The sequence below is a fragment of the Streptomyces sp. NPDC019531 genome (genome assembly GCF_044903305.1).
Taxonomy (GTDB): domain Bacteria; phylum Actinomycetota; class Actinomycetes; order Streptomycetales; family Streptomycetaceae; genus Streptomyces.
Genome location: NZ_JBJDQL010000014.1, coordinates 88,051 through 106,183 on the forward strand (window position 1 = coordinate 88,051; position 18,133 = coordinate 106,183).

Genomic DNA, 18,133 nt, shown 5'->3' on the forward strand with positions numbered 1-18,133 from the left:
TCGACACCCGGACGTCAGTCGATCTCGCCGGGGTCCGCCGCCGGTGTCCTGCCCGCGCGGACGTCCTTGAGACGTTCCGTTCCCAGCTTCGCGGCGCGCTCGGTGCTGTCGCTGTCGGCGCCGTCGAGGCCCCCGTTGGTGATGGTGATCGCGTCCGTGCCGACCCGCAGGGCCGCGACATCGAGGGTGAGGGTGGTGGGCTCCCCGCCCGAGGTGCCCCGGACCGTGACCCGCAGCCCCTGCCGGGCGTCGCCCTCCTTGGGCAGGGAGGTCTCGATCACCTGGACCGTCCGCTCTCCGCCCGAGTCGTCGGTCGCCGTGAACTGGTCGCACTCGACCGGTAGGCTCTTCAGCCAGGCGAAGGAGTCGTTCAGCCCGGCCTTGTCGTAGGCGGCCACCTGGTACAGCAGCCGGGACTCGCCCTCCTCGAAGCCGGTGAGCGCGGACGCCCCGGACGGCTTGCCCAGGAGCTGGTCGCCGTAGAGCCGGTCGAGCAGCTTCTGGCAGTCGGCCGCGTCGGCCTTGGCGGTGAGGAAATCGGCGACGTCGACCTTGCCGACCAGGAGGCTCTCCCGCCAGTCGGCCGCGTTCTTGACCTCGTTCCAGTCGTCCTCCAGGTCCGCCTCGGTCACCAGCGCGGCCCGCGCCCCTGCCTCGGTGAGCGCGGCCGGGGACTCCTGGGCCAGCGGCGAGGACGAGATCTCGGTGGTGTCCGCGGTGCCCGACCCGCTGCTGTCGCCACCGTCGGAGCAGGCGGCTGTGGCCAACAGAGCACCGGCTGCCAGGGCCGAGGCGAGCACACGGGCGGGGCGGGACGGGCGGTGGATCGTCACGAGGTCTCCTGGAGATGTGGGCGATGACTTCCATGCCACAACCCCTCCTGCCGTACGACCAGCGCACGGGGCTGTTCGAGTGAATGCTGGACGGAGTCCCAGGGGGCCGGAGAACCAGCGGCACCCCGCACCGGCACCCCTACGGTGAGGACCGCTTCTCACGGCGGCGGCTCGGCTGCCGTGGCCGACGAGTGAGGTGCTGGGGCGAGGCATGGGCGGACGCGTCCGGCCCCCTACGAGCCCGAGGGGCTCCTGCCGGACGAGTCGTCCGGGTGGACCGTGGACAGTGCGACCTCGTCACCACCGACGGGATGGTGCGGGCCGACACCGCCTTCGTACGCTCCACCTCCTCCAAGTGGTCCGAGGGACAGACTCTCGCGGTCAACGGGGACCCCGCGATCGTCGCCGTGTCGCCAGCCGCAACCCCGACCTCGGCCGCCTTGAGCGGTCCTCGCCCTCGCCTGGGAGAGCGGGGCGACTGCGCAGCGGTGGGTGGAGGCAGGGCGGGCTCCGGGACGTGCATCCTGGCTGTCAATCCCTGGAGCTGCGGAGCCTTTCTACGCGGCCAGCCCCACGGTGCCGCTTGGCCCATCTCGCCTTCCTTGACCCGCTTAACCTGGCACGCTGCGCAGTCCGCGGGTGCTGTCGAGCTCCGGCGATCTTGATCCAGGCCTTGGTCCTGGGCGGAAGGTGTGACGGCGGACGTGCTCAACCTTGAGAAGCTAACCCGCCTCCCGGACCGCGACGCTCCCAGTTGGCGGCAAGCGCTGGGCAAACCTGCGGGGTCGGTCCCGCCGGACTCACCAGCCATCGTCACGTGATCATCTTAGATATAGGGGTACAGTTTATAGTTCGGTGGTTCTGCTTCTTGGGATCGGAGGGGTATGGACAAGCCCGTCGAGATGTTCGACCGCGACTACGAGTGGTCGGCACTGACACGGTTCATCGAAGATGAACAGCCTGGAGCGACGCTGGGTGTGGTCTCCGGCCGGCGCAGACAGGGTAAGACCTTCTTGCTCGACGCGGCCTGCCGTGCCGCGGGAGGGTTCTACTTTGGGGCGACCGAGGCCGCCGATGCGGAGTCCCTGCGGCGTGTCAGTGCTGCGCTTACCGCGCATGTGCGACCTGCCAGTCCGTACCACTTCGCCGACTGGGCCGAGGCCGTGGACGCGCTCCTCGCGCTGGGCACCGAGCGGCCTGTGCCTGTAGTGATCGACGAGTTCCCGTACCTTGCCAAGGCGAACCCGGAGCTTCCCTCGATCATCCAAGAAGCTCTGCGGACTCTGCGCGACCAGCGCAGCGGCTCCCGCACCCGGCTGCTGCTTTGTGGCTCGGCGCTGTCGTTCATGGGCAGGCTGCTGGCCGGCAACGCACCTCTGCGTGGCCGTGCAGGGCTGGAGTTGGTTGTCCGCCCTCTCGACCACCGCCTGGCGGCCGAGTTCTGGAACATCACAGACCCACGCCTAGCCCTGCAGGTCAACGCGATCGTCGGTGGTACACCCGCGTATCGACGAGAATTCGCCCGCGGTGACACTCCGAACGGCGCCGGCGACTTCGACGACTGGGTCGTCCGCACTGTCCTCAACCCGGAGACTCCGCTGTTCCGCGAGGCCCGTTATCTACTCGCGGAAGAACCCGACCTGCGAGACACTGCCCTGTACCTCTCCGTGCTGGCCGCAGTCGCCGACGGCAATGCCACCCGTGGAGGTATGGCCGGGTACCTGGAACGCAAGGCCACCGACATTGCGCACCCCATCAACGTCCTTGAAGACGCTGGCTTGCTGCACCGGGATGCCGACGTCTTCCGCGACAACCGCCCCACCTACCGCATTGCTGAACCGCTGATCGGCTTCTATCACGCCATCATGCGACCGGTCTGGGATCAGTTGGAACGCCCCGGCAGCGCAGCCCGGGTCTGGCAGGCCAGCCGCCGCCGCTTCACCAGCAACGTCCTCGGCCCTCATTTTGAACAGGTCTGCCGCGACTGGGCGCTGCACCACGCCGACCCGGAACTGATCGGCGGTCTGCCCGCCCGGGTCGGACGCGGCGTGGTGCACGATCCCAAGGCTCGCGTCGGACATGAAGTGGATGTGGCGGTCATCGGTATCGCCGACGGCTCCAAGCCACCGCTTCTGGCCATTGGCGAGGCCAAATGGAACGACACGATGGGCATCGCTCATGTCGAGCGCCTTCGCCACATCCGCGATCTCATCACCCAAGCTGGACGCTACGACACCACCAGTACTCGGCTTATGTGTCTCAGCGGCGCGGACTTCAACGACAAGGCATACGCGGCCGCGCAAATGGACCCTCGTGTCCAACTGATCGACCTGGAGACCCTCTACGGCATGGGATGACCCGTGCCCCGAGGACACCAAGATGGCCAGGTCAGGACATCGCCTGCGGCCCATTGTGCGCGGACGGCGTCATTTCGGTCCGGTCACTCCCGGCGCGACCACCCTCTATGACCCGGGTCCACCAGTCGTTCGCGCGCAGCGCGGGTGACATGGGACAGCCTGGTTTCCTGTTTCCAATTCTCGTTGGAAACAGGAAATGCCTAACATTCCGACCCTGTTTGGGAGATGCTGCTTCCCTGCACTGGGGCGATCCTGTGAGGGTGGGCATGTTGGTTCAGCCGGGCGTCCTTGGCGTTATCGGTGGGGCGGACTGTGCCGCGAAGAAACTGAGGAGGCGCTAGGAGTTGTGAAAGAGATTCCTTGTGATTTCGGCAGCGAACTGCGAAGGAGGCGTGGCGAGCGTGGGTTCAGCCTGACTGCCTACTCCAGGATGATCTCCTGCAGCAAGAGTCATCTCAGCAAGATGGAGACGGGGCAGGCGATGCCGTCCCGCGAGTTCGCCAAGGTCTGCGACGAGGTCTTGGCAGCAAATGGTGAACTGGTGGCGCTCGTCAGTGGTGAAGGTCCAAGGGGAACGAGGCGCAGCAAGATGAGCGCCCTGGTCGGACTTCCCAGCTCGCCCTCTCATTTTGTCGGGCGCTCCGAACTGCTGGCTCGCATCGTCAACTGCCTCACAGACGACTGTGGAAGCACCGTGTGCGCGGTTAGTGGTATGGCGGGAGTGGGCAAGACCGCCTTGGTCCTCCGAGGAGCTTGGAACGCAGCGGATTCCTTCCCCGATGGATGCTTCTTTTTCGACTTCGGAGAAGAATCACCCGGTGGCGCACGAGATATCCTTGACTCGTTGCTTAGGTTGCTCGGAGTACCCAAGGACCGCATACCATCCCGTCCGGACGCGATGGCTAATCTTTGGCGAAGTCAACTCAGTGGAAAGCGTCTGCTGCTCGTCCTCGACAATGTCCCTAGCATGGCGGACATCGCTCCGTTGCTTTCGGCTGAGCCCGGGTGCAGATTCCTCGTCGCCAGCCGGAGACGCCTGAGCGCTCTTGATGACGCGGTACACCTGTCCGTCGGAGTCCTGATTGGTGCAGAGGCCGATGTGCTGTTCCGTACGGTCGGAGGGGACCGAGCGGCGCACGCCGCAGACCAAGTCGTCCGCGCGGTGGTCGAGCACTGTGGTCGGCTGCTGCTGGCGGTGCGTATCGCTGCCGCTCGATTCCGCAGCGCGCCAAGCTCAGAGCGTGTTTGCTGGAGCTGATCGGCACACTGCCCGCGGAGATGGTCCCGCTCGGCAGGCGAGCCCTCGCCCTGGACGGTTCTGGTGCCGAGCGGTTCGGGCAACGGCTGGTGCGTATCGCAGCACTGCTCGACCGTGACGCGCGTACCGCCCGGCGGCGCGTGGACGCGGTACTTCAGCGCCTGGCGGAGGCGGCGGTGGCCGGCGTCGACGTTTCGGCGGGCCGTGATCAGAGCTCGTGCCCCTGGTCCCAGCGACGGGCCAGGTCTCTTCATGGCTCCTGGCCCGCGGCCTACAAGAGGTCAGTTGCCGTCAGACGGGAACCGATCCCGAAGACCCCCCTCATCGGCTTCTTCCTGCGCGGCCATCGCGGCCTTCCACACCACGTGCCGTTGCTCGGGACGACCGCCGACACAGTCGAGCAGCAATGCAGGATCGGCTGTGAGGATGTCCGCGGGCGAGGTCAGCCCCGCCCGGGCAAGGTTGAGGTAGACGGGCCTGAGGAGCGGGATCTCCGCGTGCCAGGCGATGGGTACCAGACCTGCGACGATGCCCAGTTCGAGTTGGGCAGGCAGAACATCAGGCAGGATGCCGAGGTCGGCGGTCGGGTGGACATGGAAGGCGATCTCGACGACCGTTGCCAGCACGTCGGCCGTCCGTTGCGCCGCGTGCTGGACCGGGCCGGGAGACTCTCGCCTCGTGAGCGTCTGCTGATCGCTGATCGCGCGTTCGATGTTCCCGAGCTTGACTCCCTCCGCCCACATCAGGCAGGCGAGGCTCTGCCGGGCGCGGCCTGTGCCGATGCCACTCTTCGACGGCGTGCCCATGAGCCTGGAGAGCACGGGTTCGGCAGTCCCGCACTCTCGCAGCCTCTTGGTGAGGCGGGCGCGTTCCTGGTACGGCGCTCGACCGATTCGGTTGAACCGGACGTCATCCAACTCCGTGGTCAGATGGGCAGCGCAGATCAGCGTGGCACAGTTGATACTGTCCGCGGGGACGGCTGCCAAGGCCTCCGTCACCGCCTCGACGGAATCGAGGCCGAGGCCGCTCCGGACCGCGAGGCTTCCGAGGTCCGTCAGGGCGAGCCCGCTCGGCAACTCGTCCGATCCGTTCGGTGTGCCCTTGAGGAACCCGGTGGCGACCAGCTCACTCACGATGTGCCGGATCTCCGTGGGCGGGAAGGGGCCGGCGTGCCACTAACATCGATCACGTCGTCATGTGTAGTCGCTTGCGGTCGAACTCGACCTCGGGCGCATCGAGTGATTCCTGGCTCTCGTCATGTCCAGTTCGAACGGTGAGACACTGTTGCATAACGCAGCGGACTCCTGGGAGAGCGGAACGGTGAAGTGACGGTGTGTGTCAGTTCGCCGCGTTCATCAGGTCGAGCGCGCTCTGTTGCCGGGCAGCGTCGAGGGAGTCCAGTGGTCCGGCCCAGTGGAGCCCGTACGCGTCGAGGGCGTTGCGGTCGTTCGCGTAGGCGGTGTCGGCCTGTCGTTTGATGTACGAGGTGTAAGGGCGGTCGGGCAAGCGGGAGTTGAAGGCGTTCAGGCCCCGGATGTACGCGCCCTTGAAGGAGAGGTTGTCGCCGTCGCAGTCGCTCGGCTCGCACGGCTCCCGCAGGATTCCGCCGGAGTTGAGGGCCGCCGCCGTGGTCGAGGCGTCCCCGATCTGGCGGCCAGCGGTGAGCAGGGCCGCGTCCCCGGTCGCCCGGTGGAGCTCCGCGAGGCCGCCGAGGAGGACGCCCTGGTTGTACGACCAGGTGGTGGCGCCGTTGTTGCCGCAGGTGGACAGGTCGATGCCGTCGTTGACCAGATGAGAGCCGTTGATCATGCCCGTGCCCTTGAACCACGACCACTCGGCGGCGGCCCGGCCCAGATAGGTCGTGTCACCGGCGATGCGGTTGTGCAGGGCGGCGTTCAGCTCCAGGTAGAGGGAGTTGGCGATGGCGTTCTTGTACGTCTTGGCGGTGCTCCACCACACACCACCGCCGCAGGTGGAATCCCAGTACCGCGCCATGTAGTCGGCGTCGGCGCGGGCGGTGTTCAGATACCTGCTGTCGCCGGTCAGGTCGTACGCGGCCACCCAGGCCAGACCCCACCAGCCCGTGTCGTCGATGTAGTCGTTGGTGAAGTCGCCGCCCTGGGCGGAGATGTTGCGGTCGTAGGTGGTGGCGATGGCGTACTTGTAACTGGCCATTCCGGTGGCCCGGATGTTGTCGATGAGGGCGGTCAGCGCGTTGGCCGAGTTCCACCAGCCGGTGGTGTCGAACAGGCCGGTGCCGAGGTTGTACGACTGCATCAGCGCGGTGGCCGCCGCGGTCGGGCGGCTGCCGGCGTTCCAGGTCGTGCGGGCCCAGGGCGTGCAGGCGATCTCGGTGCGGTCACCCGCCTTGCCGCAGGCGCGCAGGGCGCCGACGCCAAGGTTGTTCCAGTCGTCGACGTTGTACATCAGGGTGCGCCAACCGCTCTGTCCCGAGGGGATGGTGGTGTCGCCGAGCTTGCTGCCCGAGGTCCAGGTGCGGCCGCCGTCGAAGGACCGGTCGAGCCAGACCTCGTCGCCCGGGCTCCCGTTGGTGATCGAGGCCCAGCCCATCGCGTCGGTGTCGTCGAAGTGCAGCGCGATGGTGCGGGAGTAGAGGGTGGTGGTCACCGGTTGCCGGTCCTGCGGGGACAGCGCCGGGTCACGGGCGTCGCAGTACCGGTTGCACACGCTCGCCCGGGCGGCGGCGACCGCAGTGCCGCCGCAGGCCGGGACGAGGAGGGCGAGGGCCGCGATCAGACCGGCTCCGGTTCTGCGAACGCGCTCTGTCGTCGGTGTCATGCCGGCTCCGTGGAGGTGGGGGGATGCGGGAGGTCAGCCCAGGCGCCACTGCTGGTTGGCGCCGCCGTTGCAGGTCCACAGTTCGATCTGGGTGCCGTTGGCGTTCCCGGCGGGCTTGTCGCCTCCGGTGACGTCGAGGCACAGCCCGGACTGGGTGCCGGTGATGGTGCCGTTGGGGTTGAGGCTCCACTTCTGGTTGGCGCCGCCGTTGCAGGTGTAGAGCTGCACCTTGGTGCCGGGAGTGGTCTGGTTGTCGTAGGCGTCCAGGCACTGGGTGCCGCCGTAGAGCCGGAGTTCACCGGCCGCGGTGAGAGTGACGGCCTGGTTGGAGCCGCCGCCGCAGTCCCAGATCTCGATCTTGGTGCCGGGGGTGGTCCGGCCGTCGTAGGCGTCGAGGCAGCGGTTGGAGGAGGCTCCGATCAGCGGGTGCGTCGTACCGACGCTGGTGCCGCTGCCGACGGACACCCGGTACATGACCGAGCCGTGCCCCGGGACACTGGCCGCGATGCTGCCGTTGGTGCTGCTGATCTGGTGGGACCAGAGGTTGTTCAGCCGGTACGACGAGGCGGCCGGGAGACCCACCGCGGAGGCCGAGGTGGTGATGGTGGCGGCGGAGGAGTTCTCGTTGAAGAGCACCACCGACACGTCACCGTTCGCCAGCGGTTTGGTCAGGACGTGGAGGCCACCGGAGGAGGACACCTCGGTGCCCTGCTTGCCCAGGGAGTCCTGGTCGACGGCGATGACGTCCTTGTTGCCGTACAGCGAGAGGGTGGCCGCCGAGGCGCTGCGCATGTCGTTCCCGGCGATCAGCGGCGCTGCCATCTCGGCCCACAGGCTGAAGTGGGAGCGGTCCTCGGTGAACGACATGCCGTTGCCGACCTCCAGCATGTCCGGGTCGTTCCAGGCACCGGGCTTGGCGTACGGGGCGAGCTTGACGTTGGCCTTGTAGATCGAGACCACCGTGGAGAAGTTGACGTTGATGTCGTCGGTGGTGCGCCAGCTGTTGCCGACGCCCGCACCCCAGGTCCACACGTCGGCGAGGCCCCAGTTGCAGAGGCTGTAGACGATCGGGCGGCCGGTGTTGGCGAGGGCGTCGCGCATCGCGGTGTAGCGCTGCTGGTCGGGCACGTTCTGGTGGTTGCAGTTGTCGTACTTCAGGTAGTCCACGCCCCAGGAGGCGAAGCTGTTGGCGTCCGTCTGCTCGTGGCCGAGGCTGCCGGGGTAGCCCTGGCAGGTGGCGGTGCCTGCGCTCTCGTAGATGCCTAGCTTGAGGCCCTTGGAGTGCACATAGGCGGCGGTGCCGCTGATGCCGCTGGGGAACTTGACCGGGTCCGGCACCAGTTGACCGGCGGAGTTGCGGGCCGAGGTCATCCAGCAGTCGTCGATGTTGACGTACTGGTATCCCGCGTCCTTGAGACCCGAGGAGACGAGGTAGTCGGCGGTCTGCTTGACCAGTTGCTCCGTGACGCTGCAGCCGAAGGCGTTCCAGTCGTTCCAGCCCATCGGGGGCGTCCTGGCCAGGCCGTTGTCGAGGGCCTGTGCGGGCGGGGCGGCGCGAAGCACCAGCAGGGCGGGGGCGAGGACCAGCAGCAGCACCATCGTGAGGGCGGCGCTCAGGGGTCTCTTGACGGGGGAAGGGACGGTCATCTCGATGTCTCCTGCTTCGCCGTGCGGGGAACGGACGAACTCACCATTGGAAACGTAACCATCGAGAAGATCCCACCAGTCGGGTCCAGCCGTCAATGGTCTGGACTACTTCGTCGTGGAGCTGAATTACTGCTGCTGTGAGAGGCGTTGACGACCTCATGAGTCGATGGGAACGTTTCCATAATCCACCCTAGGAGGCCCCGCCATGCCCCTTCATCCCTCCCGGCGAGTGATGGTCGGCTCCGCCCTTGCCGCGCTCACAGCAACGGCCACCGCCCCGGCGGCCGCAGCCCAACGCCCGACCCCCTCCCGGGCGTTGTCGCGCGCCGTGGCCGCGTACTCCGCGCTGAAGAGACACTTCGACACCAACGACGGCTCCGGGCTGGTCCGCGAGCAGACTCCGGCCGCAGCCGACGACAAGCCGTACTCGTACGAATGGCCCTTCTCGCAGGTGCACATCGCGGCCCTCGATCTCACCGCCGTGGACCCGGCGTTCGAGCCGGAGCTGGCCCGACGGGCAGCGGCGCAGGAGCACTTCTGGAACGCCGGCGGAGGGACCACCGGGCTGCCCGGCTACGCCTCCTACCCCGTCGCGCCGTACGGCTCGGGCGGCGACATGTTCTACGACGACAACGAATGGGTCGGCCTGGCCAAGATCCAGCGCCATCTGCAGACCGGGGACGCCGCCGCCCTGGCCCGCGCGAAGGAGATCTTCGCCCTGGTCAGGTCCGGCTGGGACACCGACACCGGGCATGCGGCCCCGGGCGGGGTCTTCTGGACCCAGGCCGACTGGAGCCACGACCGCAACACCGTCTCCAACATGCCGGGTGCCCAACTCGCCCTGCGGCTGCACCAGATCACCGGCGAGGCAGACTATCTCGACTGGGCGAGACGCTTCCACGACTGGACGAACACGCATCTCCAGAGCCCGAGCGGCCTGTACTGGGACCACCTCGACCTGCAGGGGACCATCGAGAAGACCTTCTGGTCCTACAACCAGGGCGTGCCGGTCGGCGTCGCCGTGCTGCTGTACGAGATCACCCGCGACCGTACCCATCTGCGCCGGGCCGAGCGGATCGCCGAGGCCGCGTACGACTACTACGTCACGCAGGGGCGGCTGTTCACACAGCCCGTGTTCTTCAACTCGATCTTCTTCAAGAACCTGCTGCTCCTGGAGTCGGTGACCGGGAAGGACACCTACCACCGGGCGATGGCGGACTACGCCGACCAGGTCTGGGACACCATGCGCGACCCCGCCACCGGACTCGTGCACTTCGACTCGGCCGGCGGCACACAGGCGATCCAGCAGGCGGCACTCGCGCAGATCTACGCCGTACTCGCTTGGCCCCGCGCCAAGTGGCGGACGCTCTACTGACCAGGGTCTGTCCGGCGGATCAGGCCGACTGCAAGAAACCGTGCTGGGGGGCCGAGTCGAGCGGGGTCATGGGGGCTGGGTGCACCCCCTCTGGGGGGAGGGCGTGCACGACCCCGCGACGCCGGCATGATCCGCCGGACAGGCCCTACGGGTGCGCGATCTCTCCCGTGCCGCGCGCGATCAGCTGGACCGGGAGCACAGTGCGGCTGGAGGGCGCGTCGTCGCCGTCGATGCGGTCCAGCAGGATCCGGGCGGCGCGGCGGCCGAGTTCCTCGGTGTCGGAGGTGACGACGGTGACCGGCGTGGGGAGCATGTCGGCCAGCTTGAAGTCGTCGAAGCCGACGATCGCGACGGAGGTTCCCAGCTCACGACAGGCCCGTAGGACACCCTCGGTGAGGAAGCCCGTGGTGGAGAAGACCGCGGTGGGCGGGTCCGCGGAGGTGAGCAGGGCGCGGGTGGCGGCGCAGGCCTCTTCCGTGGTGCCGCGGCGCAGGGTGACGACCAGGTCGTCGTCGGGGGTGATGCCACTGCGGCGCAGAGCCTTGCGGTAGCCGCGCAGCCGTCGGCCGGTGGTGTAGTAGGAGGGGGCGACGAGGATGGCGATCCGGCGGTGGCCCTGGTCGACGAGGTGCTGAGTGGCCTTGCGTCCCCCGTCCTCGTTGTCGACGAGGACCACGTCGGCCTCGGTGCCGGTGGCCGGCCGGTCGACGAAGACGATGGGCACGTGGTCGTGGCCGTTGATCTCGTCGAGGAAGGCGTGATCGCCCTGGTCGGGGACGATGATGAGCCCGGCGACACGTCGTCCGATGAGCTCGCCCACGGCACGGCGTTCGACCGCCGGGTCCTCGTCGGCCGTGCTGAGGAGGACCGCGTAACCGGCCCGGCCCGCGACCTCGACGGCGGCCTTGGCGAGGGACGCGTAGAACGGGTTGGTGAGGTCGCCGAGGAGCAGCCCGATGGTCATCGAGTTCTGTCCGGGGCGCAGCGAGCGCGCGATCTCGTTGCGCTGGTAGCCGATGGCCGCGATCGCCGCGTTCACACGCTCGGCCGTTTCCTCACGGACCGTTCCGATGCCGTTGACGACGCGGGAGACGGTGACGACGGCGACCTGGGCCCGCTCCGCGACATCGCGCATCGTGGGCCTGGCGTTCTGGCGGTGCGGGGGACGACTGCTCACGTGAGTTGAAGACCAACCTTCCATCGCCTACCGGGGGCCGGGACCGCCCTCAGGATACGTTTCCAGCCCCGGCCCGTTGCCCGGCCCGGGTGGCTAACCGTTGTTCTTGATCACGTCGTTGATCTTGTCGGTCATCGTCTGGAGGTCGGAGAGCGGCTTCTTGCCGTTGAGGATGTCCGGCCAGTAGGCGGTGATCAGGTCGTTCGACTGGCTGGCCCACTGGGTGGTGAAGCGCACGCCGATGGTGGACGGAGTGTTCAGTCCCGTCTTGACAGTGGACGCGACGGTCGTCAGACCGGCCTTGTCGAGGGCGCCGAAGTAGGCGTCCTGAGCCGAGAGATAGGCCGGGGCCGCCACCGGTGAGTCGGGCAGCACCTTGGTCCACACGGTGGAGTCGAGGTACTTGAGGACCTTGAAGGTGGCGTCCGCGTTCTGGGTGTACGACGGGGTGCAGATGCCCACGGCGTCGTAGAGGGTGGCCGGCTTGTTCACCTGGGGAAGGGGAGCGAACCCGTACTTGATCTTCGGCTTGTCGGTGAGGAAGCCCGCGGCCAGCCACTGGCCGCTCCACAGCATGGGGATCTGCCCTGAGGCGAACAGGGCCTGCTGGTTGCTGATGTCGTATCCGGGCGGTGCGATGGCGCCGCTCTTGATACCTGCCACGACCTTGCCGACGCCCTCGGTGTACGTCGCGTCGATGGTGGTCTTCGTCGGCTGGTGGACGGAGTCGGCGAACGGCGCGCCACCGGCGGACAGGGAGTACGTGCTGAGGGTGAAGGGGCCGTCCAGAGAGGTCATGGCGTCGGCGACCAGGCCGTACTTGGCGCCCTTCGCGTGCAGCTTGGCGGCGGCGTCGAACATCTGGTCCCAGGTCCAGCCGGCGGCGGGCACGGCTATCCCGGCGGCCTTGAAGGCGTCGATGTCGTACCAGATGCCGTAGGTGTTCATCAGCGAGGGAACGCCGCCGATCTTTCCGTCGGCGGTCTTCCAGTTCTTCATGGTGGAGGAGACGAAACTGTCGGCGCCGAAGTCACCGGAGCCGGAGAGTCTGGGGGCCCAGTCGGTGAGCAGGCCCTGGCTGGTGTACTGCTGCTCGGTGTCGTTGCCGCACCAGAACAGGTCGGGCAGTTTCTTGGCCTGGGTCAGCGCCGAGAGCTTGTCGCTGTAGTTGCCGTTGGGTGTGTCGATGCGCTTGACCGTGATGTTCGGGTCGTGGAAGCCGGCCAGGGCCTTGTCGATGGCTTTGTTGGTGGCGTTGGACTCCCAGGTCATGAGGGTGACCGTTGCCTTGCCGTCCGACTGCTTTCCGGAGGAGCCGCCGCAGGCCGCCGTGGTGAGCAGTCCCCCCGCCGCCAGTAGTGCTCCGGCGAGACGGATCAATCGTTTCATCATGGCCTCCTGATACCTGGCTGGTGCATGGCTCATGTGCGGGTCGGATGCGGATCAACGCTGGTTGACGGTGCCCAGAGCGCTCAGGCCCTGGATGAAGTAGCGCTGGGCGACGAAGAACACGGCCAGCGGGGGGAGCATGTAGAGCAGGTTGGTGGCCATGTAGAGGTTCCAGTCCGGGGTCTGGCCGGCGAACTGGGAGACGAAGGAGGCCATGCCCACACTCAGCGGCCACTTCTCGGACGAGTACAGGTAGATGAGCGGGTTGAGGTAGTCGTTCCAGGACATCTGGAAGGCCAGGATCGACATCGTTATCCAGGCCGGCCGGGTGATCGGGAGCATGACGCTGACGAAGATCCGGACGTGGCCCGCACCGTCGACCTTGGCCGCCTCGTCTATGGAGTGAGGGATGGACAGGAAGTACTGACGGGCAAGGAAGATGAAGAGCGGGTTGCCGCCCAGGAAGGCCGGGACGATCAGCGGCAGCCAGGTGTCGTACCAGCCGATGTCCTTGAACAGCTGGAACAGCGGGATGATGCCGACCACAGGGGGCAGCAGCATGCTGCCGACGAAGACGTAGAACCACGCCTTCCGGAACGGGAACCGCAGCCGGGCCAGGGCGTATCCGGCCATCATCGAGGTCATCACGCCGCCGACCACCGACAGGCCGGTGATGACGAGGGAGTTCAGCAGCAGCCGCGGGAAGTGGATCGCCTTCGGCCCGTCGACGAAGTTCTTGAAGTGGAACTCGTGGGGAAGCAGTCTTGGCGGGACCTCGAACACCGCCGAGGGGCCCTTCAGCGCGACGGTGAGCATCCACAGGATGGGCAGGATCATCACCGAGCTGATCAGCAGCGCGGTGGCGTACCAGGACGCCTTGCGTACGGTCCTGCCGCGCGGCTTGGCTGCCTGGGCTGTCGTCGGCGCCGTCACCGGCGCCCTCGTGACGTCAGGAGACGTGGTCACTGTAGGTCCAAATCGACGAGAAGCGGGCGGTGGCGGCGATCACGACGACGATGGCGAGGAAGAGCACCCACACCTGCGCGGAGGCGTAACCGAGCTGGGAGACCTGCCCGAGTTTGGGGAAGCCGTTGGCGTAGATCGACAGCATCATGGTCCTGGTGCTGAACCCGGGACCGCCCAGGCCGTCCGGCGAGAGGATCTTCGGCTGGTTGAAGGCCTGGAGGGCGGTCACCATCTGCAGGACCACCTGGAGCACCATGATCGGGCTGATCAGCGGGAGGGTGATCCGGAAGAACACCGTGCGGGGGCCGGCGCCGTCGAGCCTGGCCGCCTCGTAGAGCTCGGTGGGGACCGCCTGGAGCGCCGCGAGGAAGATGATCATTGTGGAGCCGACGCTCCACAGCATGACGATCACGATCGAGGGCAGCGCCGAGTCCGCACCGGACAGCCACTCACTGGTGGGCAGGTGAAACCACGTCAACACCTGGTTGGCCAGGCCGACTTGGGGGTTGAACACGAACTTCCAGAGCGTGATCGTGGCCACCACGGGCAGCACGACCGGCAGATAGCACAACGTGCGCAGCAGACGGACACCCCGCAACCGCTGATTGCAGAACACCGCCAGAGCCAGCCCGATGGCCAGGGACAACGGCACGTACAGGACGACCAGCAGCAGCGTGGCGCGCACAGAGGGCCAGAAGGACGGGTCGGTGGTGAACATCCTGCGGAAGTTGTCGAGGCCGATGAACTTCGGGTCAGACAGGCCGTTGTAGCTGGTCAGCGCGTAATGGGCGGACCGGATGAGCGGATAGACGACGAACGCCGCGAAGCCGATGACTGCCGGTGCCATGAACACGTACGCGGCCAGGGTGTCCGAGGAGCGCTTGCGTCGCCGTCGCCATGGCCCTCCGAGGCGCCCCGGGCGCCCCCGGCCGGGCGGCCGGTCCGCAGGCGGTGCGGTGGTTCGCGTCTCTTGGTGCGGAGTGGCTGTCACCCGCGCTCACCTTCTCCCTCCGAGGAGTTGGCGATGACCCAGACCAGGCGGCCCGGCCGTCTGGTGGTCTCCAGCTCCCTCAAGGTAACGTTTCCATTCCCTGTTGATCACACGGTGGCGCACGTCACATGAGGGAGTCAAGAGGCGCGATGGTAACGTTTCCCGGATCAACATCCGGAACAGTGTGGGCGGTTCCGGACTCGCTGAGGACGCTCGGCCGACGGCTGGCCACCGAACTGCGGGGCAATCCGGCGGCAGACATCGTCGAGGGTTGCCTGACCAACACATGGACCACATCGATGAGTTGGGGCACTTCGCCGGCCGAGGTCCCGGACGTCTTCGTCAAAACCGGGGACATCCCCGCGATGTGGCTGCGGGACAGCACGGCCCAGGTCCGCCCCTACCTCGCCGTGGCCACGGACCCGGAGGTCGGCGACGTCCTGGTCGGCGTCTCGCGCCGCCAGATCCGCTGCGTCCTCGTGGACCCGTACGCCAACGCCTTCAACGACGGCCCCACGGGGGCGCACGGCGAGCCCGGTGATCGGCCCACGCCGGGCGCATGGGTGTGGGAGCGCAAGTACGAACTCGACTCCCTCTGCGCACCGTTGCAGCTGGCGTACGCCATCCGGCGGGCGACCGGCCGTGAGGACCACCTCGACGAGGCGTTCCACCGAGCCGCCCGGCTGATCGTACGGCTGTGGCGGGTGGAGCAGTCCCACGCGCAGTCGCCCTACCGGTTCGTCCGGCCGTCCGGGCCCTTCGCCGGTGACACTCTTCCCCTCGACGGCCGCGGATCCAGCGTCGGGCGGACCGGCATGACGTGGTCTGGCTTCCGGCCGAGCGACGATCCGTGCGCCCACGGATACCTGGTCCCGGCCAACGCGCTGGCCTCAGCGAGCCTGCACGGGCTGGCCGAACTGGCCGCCGCGGTCCTCAAGGACACCGAACTCGCCCAGGAGTCCCGGCGGTTGGCCGACGAGATCGACGCCGGAATCCTGGCGCACGCGGTGGCCGAGGCCGACGGCGAATCCGTCCTCGCCTACGAGGTCGACGGCCTCGGGGCGGCGCTGCTCTGCGACGACGCCAACCTCCCGAGTCTGCTGAGCCTGCCCCTGAGCGGCTGGTGCGCACCCGAGGACCCGCTCTACCGGGCCACCCGGCGTTTCGCGCTGTCCGAGTCGAACCCCTCGTATTTCAGCGGTGGTTACGCGTCCGGGATCGGCAGTACGCACACGCCGGACGGTCATGTCTGGCCGCTGGCGATCGCCACCGCCGGCCTGACCGGTGACGCGGACGAGGCGGCACGTGCCCTGGAGAGACTGGCGGCCACCACTGCCGGTACCGGTCTGATGCACGAGAGCTTCCATGTCGACGCCCCCGGCCGGTTCACCCGGGACTGGTTCGGGTGGGCCAACGCGATGTTCTGCGAACTCGCCCTCGACCTGAGCGGGGACGGCGTCCGGCAGCTGTTTCCCGTGCACCCACGAACTTTGCCCGCCCCGCAGGCCTGACCTACGCCGGCAGGCCTGACCTACGCCGGCAGGAGAGGCCCGCTGTCGGTACGGCGGTGCCGCGCGTCAGCTCGGACGAACGCGCCCGGGCCGGCGAACTCCCGTTGCCGCATGGCCCGTTCACGACCAGCACACCGCGACATCGCCGCGCCCGAACCGTCGTCGTCCCGCCCGAGGAGCCCACTGTGCTGTGCCTGCCCGACTCCGTCCACGTCATGACCGACGACACCCGGCCGCATACGGCGGTCCAGGTCACCGAAGGCAGCTGGACGGTACGCGGCGTCCGGATCACCGCCGAGTGGACGGCCGACGGTCTGCGGGTGGGCGCCCGCGCGGGCGCCGAGGGCCTGTCGCGGATCGTGCTGCGCTGGCGGCACACCGCACCCGAGGACGCACGGATCCTGGGGGACGCCTGGGAGCGCGGCTACGGCGATCTTCAGTGGCGGACGCTGCAACCGGACCGCGCGCTGCCCTGGTACGCCCTGATCACCAGCGGTGCGTCCGGGGGACCGACGACCGGCTGGGGGGTGCGGACCAGAGCCGGTGCCCTGTGCTCCTGGACGGTCGAGGAGGGCGGCATCGCCCTCTGGGCGGATGTGCGCAGCGGCGGCCTGCCGGTGCTGCCGGGCGAGCGCGAACTGGACGTGGCCACGGTGGTGACCGCCGCGGCCCCGACCCCGTTCGCCGCGCACGAAGCGCTCTGCACCGCCATGAACCCGGACCCGCTGCCCGCCCCCGGCCCTGTCGTGGGCAGCAACAACTGGTACTACGCCTACGGGCGCGGCTTCGGTCCCGACGCCGTGCTGCGGGACGCGCGGACTGTCGTGGAGTTCGCCGACGGGCATCCCGTGCGCCCGTACTGCGTGATCGACGACGGCTGGACCGAGGGCGGCGGAACCGCGCCCGGCGGCCCCTGGAACACCGGACTGCCGGGCGTGTTCGACGACATGGCGGGCCTGGCCGCCCGGATCACGGAGACCGGCGCCCGCCCCGGCCTGTGGTTCCGTCCGCTGCTCTCCCGGACCGAGACTCCCGCCGTCCGGCCCGGCCTGCTGCGGGACGCCGGCTTCCCCCTCGACCCGTCGCTGGACGTGGCGCTCGAAACGGTCGCAGGGGACGTGACCCGGTTCCGCCAGTGGGGGTACGAACTGATCAAGCACGACTTCTCGACGTACGACGTGTTCGGCCGGTTCGCCACCGGCTGCCCCGCCGAACTCGCCTCGCCGGGCTGGTCGTTGGCCGACCGGTCCCGCACCAGCGCCGAGATCCTGGTCCGCCTGTACCGCACGATCGCCGAGGCCGCCGGGGACACCGTGGTGCTCGGCTGCAACACGGTCGGGCATCTGTCCGCGGGCCTGGTGCGGGTCCAGCGGTCCGGTGACGACACCTCGGGCCGCAGTTGGGAACGGACCCGGCGGATGGGCGTGAACACGCTCGCCTTCCGACTGGCCCAGCACAACAGGTTCTTCACCGTCGACGCGGACTGCGTGCCCTGCACACCGGGCACGGACTGGAACCTCAACCGGCAGTTCCTGGACCTGGTGGCGCGCTCCGGTACGGCCCTGTTCGTGTCGGTGGACCCCGCCGCCCGCACGGACCGTACGGACGAGGATCTCGCCGCGGCCGTCAGGCTCGCGCTGGACGGCGGGACACCCGGTGGTGTCGAACCGCTGGACTGGCTGTCCACCACCGCTCCTCGTCGCTGGCGGGCCGGTGCCGAGACGCTCGTCTACGACTGGGCCGAGCCCTGGGGTGCGACGCCCCTGGATGTGTGAGTTCAGGGTGTGATGGCCCTCGGCGCTGTGCCCCGGCCGGAAAATCAGTGGTGCC

13 protein-coding genes and 1 pseudogene are annotated in these 18,133 nt (G+C 68.2%); 6 read left to right on the forward strand and 8 right to left on the reverse strand.

Translation table 11 applies throughout. The features are described from left to right. Positions 1 to 14 precede the first annotated feature (14 nt). A complete protein-coding gene (locus tag ACI2L1_RS18870; protein ID WP_404740454.1) occupies positions 15 to 833 on the reverse strand; it encodes a hypothetical protein in 819 nt (272 codons plus the stop codon). A 191-nt stretch (positions 834 to 1,024) separates the two neighbouring features. On the opposite strand from ACI2L1_RS18870, the pseudogene ACI2L1_RS18875 reads away from it, so the two are divergent. From ACI2L1_RS18875 to ACI2L1_RS18885, 3 genes and pseudogenes are all read left to right on the forward strand, one after another. Next, a pseudogene (locus ACI2L1_RS18875) lies at positions 1,025 to 1,310 on the forward strand (GTPase RsgA); the annotation flags it as partial. Between the two features lie 407 nt (positions 1,311 to 1,717). Further along, on the forward strand, positions 1,718 to 3,190 hold the full coding sequence (locus ACI2L1_RS18880) for an ATP-binding protein (RefSeq protein WP_404740455.1): 1,473 nt from the start codon (positions 1,718 to 1,720) through the stop codon (positions 3,188 to 3,190). Between the two features lie 346 nt (positions 3,191 to 3,536). Further along, entirely contained in the window at positions 3,537 to 4,448 is a 912-nt protein-coding gene (locus tag ACI2L1_RS18885; protein ID WP_404740456.1) for a helix-turn-helix domain-containing protein, read from the forward strand. Positions 4,449 to 4,729: 281 nt separating this feature from the next. Here the strand turns inward: ACI2L1_RS18885 and ACI2L1_RS18890 are convergent, their stop codons facing one another. The 3 genes from ACI2L1_RS18890 to ACI2L1_RS18900 all read right to left on the reverse strand — a co-directional run bounded on the left by ACI2L1_RS18890 (position 4,730) and on the right by ACI2L1_RS18900 (position 8,894). Beyond that, positions 4,730 to 5,524, reverse strand: a complete 795-nt coding sequence (locus ACI2L1_RS18890) for a hypothetical protein (protein WP_404740457.1) — start codon at positions 5,522 to 5,524, stop codon at positions 4,730 to 4,732. A gap of 262 nt (positions 5,525 to 5,786) precedes the next feature. Beyond that, entirely contained in the window at positions 5,787 to 7,247 is a 1,461-nt protein-coding gene (locus ACI2L1_RS18895) for a glycoside hydrolase family 76 protein (protein WP_404740458.1), read from the reverse strand. 33 nt (positions 7,248 to 7,280) lie between these two features. Then, positions 7,281 to 8,894 (reverse strand): glycoside hydrolase family 27 protein, encoded by a 1,614-nt coding sequence (locus tag ACI2L1_RS18900; protein ID WP_404740459.1) that lies wholly within the window; start codon positions 8,892 to 8,894, stop codon positions 7,281 to 7,283. 205 nt (positions 8,895 to 9,099) lie between these two features. On the opposite strand from ACI2L1_RS18900, the gene ACI2L1_RS18905 reads away from it, so the two are divergent. Then, entirely contained in the window at positions 9,100 to 10,269 is a 1,170-nt protein-coding gene (locus ACI2L1_RS18905; protein ID WP_404740460.1) for a glycoside hydrolase family 76 protein, read from the forward strand. A 145-nt stretch (positions 10,270 to 10,414) separates the two neighbouring features. Here the strand turns inward: ACI2L1_RS18905 and ACI2L1_RS18910 are convergent, their stop codons facing one another. The 4 genes from ACI2L1_RS18910 to ACI2L1_RS18925 form a co-directional block, all read right to left on the reverse strand. After that, positions 10,415 to 11,446 carry a LacI family DNA-binding transcriptional regulator gene (locus ACI2L1_RS18910; protein ID WP_404740461.1) on the reverse strand — a complete coding sequence of 344 codons (1,032 nt, stop codon included), beginning with the start codon at positions 11,444 to 11,446 and terminating at the stop codon, positions 10,415 to 10,417. Between the two features lie 93 nt (positions 11,447 to 11,539). Next, the gene (locus tag ACI2L1_RS18915; protein ID WP_404740462.1) at positions 11,540 to 12,835 is read right to left on the reverse strand and encodes an ABC transporter substrate-binding protein; all 1,296 of its coding nucleotides are present in this window, start codon (positions 12,833 to 12,835) and stop codon (positions 11,540 to 11,542) included. A 54-nt stretch (positions 12,836 to 12,889) separates the two neighbouring features. After that, the gene (locus tag ACI2L1_RS18920; protein ID WP_404740463.1) at positions 12,890 to 13,801 is read right to left on the reverse strand and encodes a carbohydrate ABC transporter permease; all 912 of its coding nucleotides are present in this window, start codon (positions 13,799 to 13,801) and stop codon (positions 12,890 to 12,892) included. Continuing rightward, a complete protein-coding gene (locus tag ACI2L1_RS18925; RefSeq protein WP_404740464.1) occupies positions 13,785 to 14,648 on the reverse strand; it encodes a carbohydrate ABC transporter permease in 864 nt (287 codons plus the stop codon). The genes ACI2L1_RS18920 and ACI2L1_RS18925 overlap by 17 nt, the downstream gene beginning before the upstream one ends. A gap of 326 nt (positions 14,649 to 14,974) precedes the next feature. Here ACI2L1_RS18925 and ACI2L1_RS18930 point away from each other — a divergent pair, with 326 nt between their 5' ends. Together ACI2L1_RS18930 and ACI2L1_RS18935 are read left to right on the forward strand one after the other, a co-directional pair. After that, on the forward strand, positions 14,975 to 16,303 hold the full coding sequence (locus ACI2L1_RS18930) for a glycoside hydrolase family 125 protein (RefSeq protein ID WP_404740465.1): 1,329 nt from the start codon (positions 14,975 to 14,977) through the stop codon (positions 16,301 to 16,303). A gap of 215 nt (positions 16,304 to 16,518) precedes the next feature. After that, entirely contained in the window at positions 16,519 to 18,078 is a 1,560-nt protein-coding gene (locus tag ACI2L1_RS18935) for a hypothetical protein (RefSeq protein ID WP_404740466.1), read from the forward strand. Positions 18,079 to 18,133: the final 55 nt, after the last annotated feature.

Excerpts from the sequence above, each read along its gene's own strand:
- ACI2L1_RS18900 (WP_404740459.1), bottom strand. The coding sequence starts at position 8,894 with ATGACCGTCCCTTCCCCCGTCAAGAGACCCCTGAGCGCCGCCCTCACG.
- ACI2L1_RS18935 (WP_404740466.1), top strand. The coding sequence starts at position 16,519 with ATGACCGACGACACCCGGCCGCATACGGCGGTCCAGGTCACCGAAGGC.
- ACI2L1_RS18925 (WP_404740464.1), bottom strand. The coding sequence starts at position 14,648 with ATGGCACCGGCAGTCATCGGCTTCGCGGCGTTCGTCGTCTATCCGCTC.
- ACI2L1_RS18880 (WP_404740455.1), top strand. The coding sequence starts at position 1,718 with ATGGACAAGCCCGTCGAGATGTTCGACCGCGACTACGAGTGGTCGGCA.
- ACI2L1_RS18895 (WP_404740458.1), bottom strand. The coding sequence starts at position 7,247 with ATGACACCGACGACAGAGCGCGTTCGCAGAACCGGAGCCGGTCTGATC.
- ACI2L1_RS18905 (WP_404740460.1), top strand. The coding sequence starts at position 9,100 with ATGCCCCTTCATCCCTCCCGGCGAGTGATGGTCGGCTCCGCCCTTGCC.
- ACI2L1_RS18915 (WP_404740462.1), bottom strand. The coding sequence starts at position 12,835 with ATGAAACGATTGATCCGTCTCGCCGGAGCACTACTGGCGGCGGGGGGA.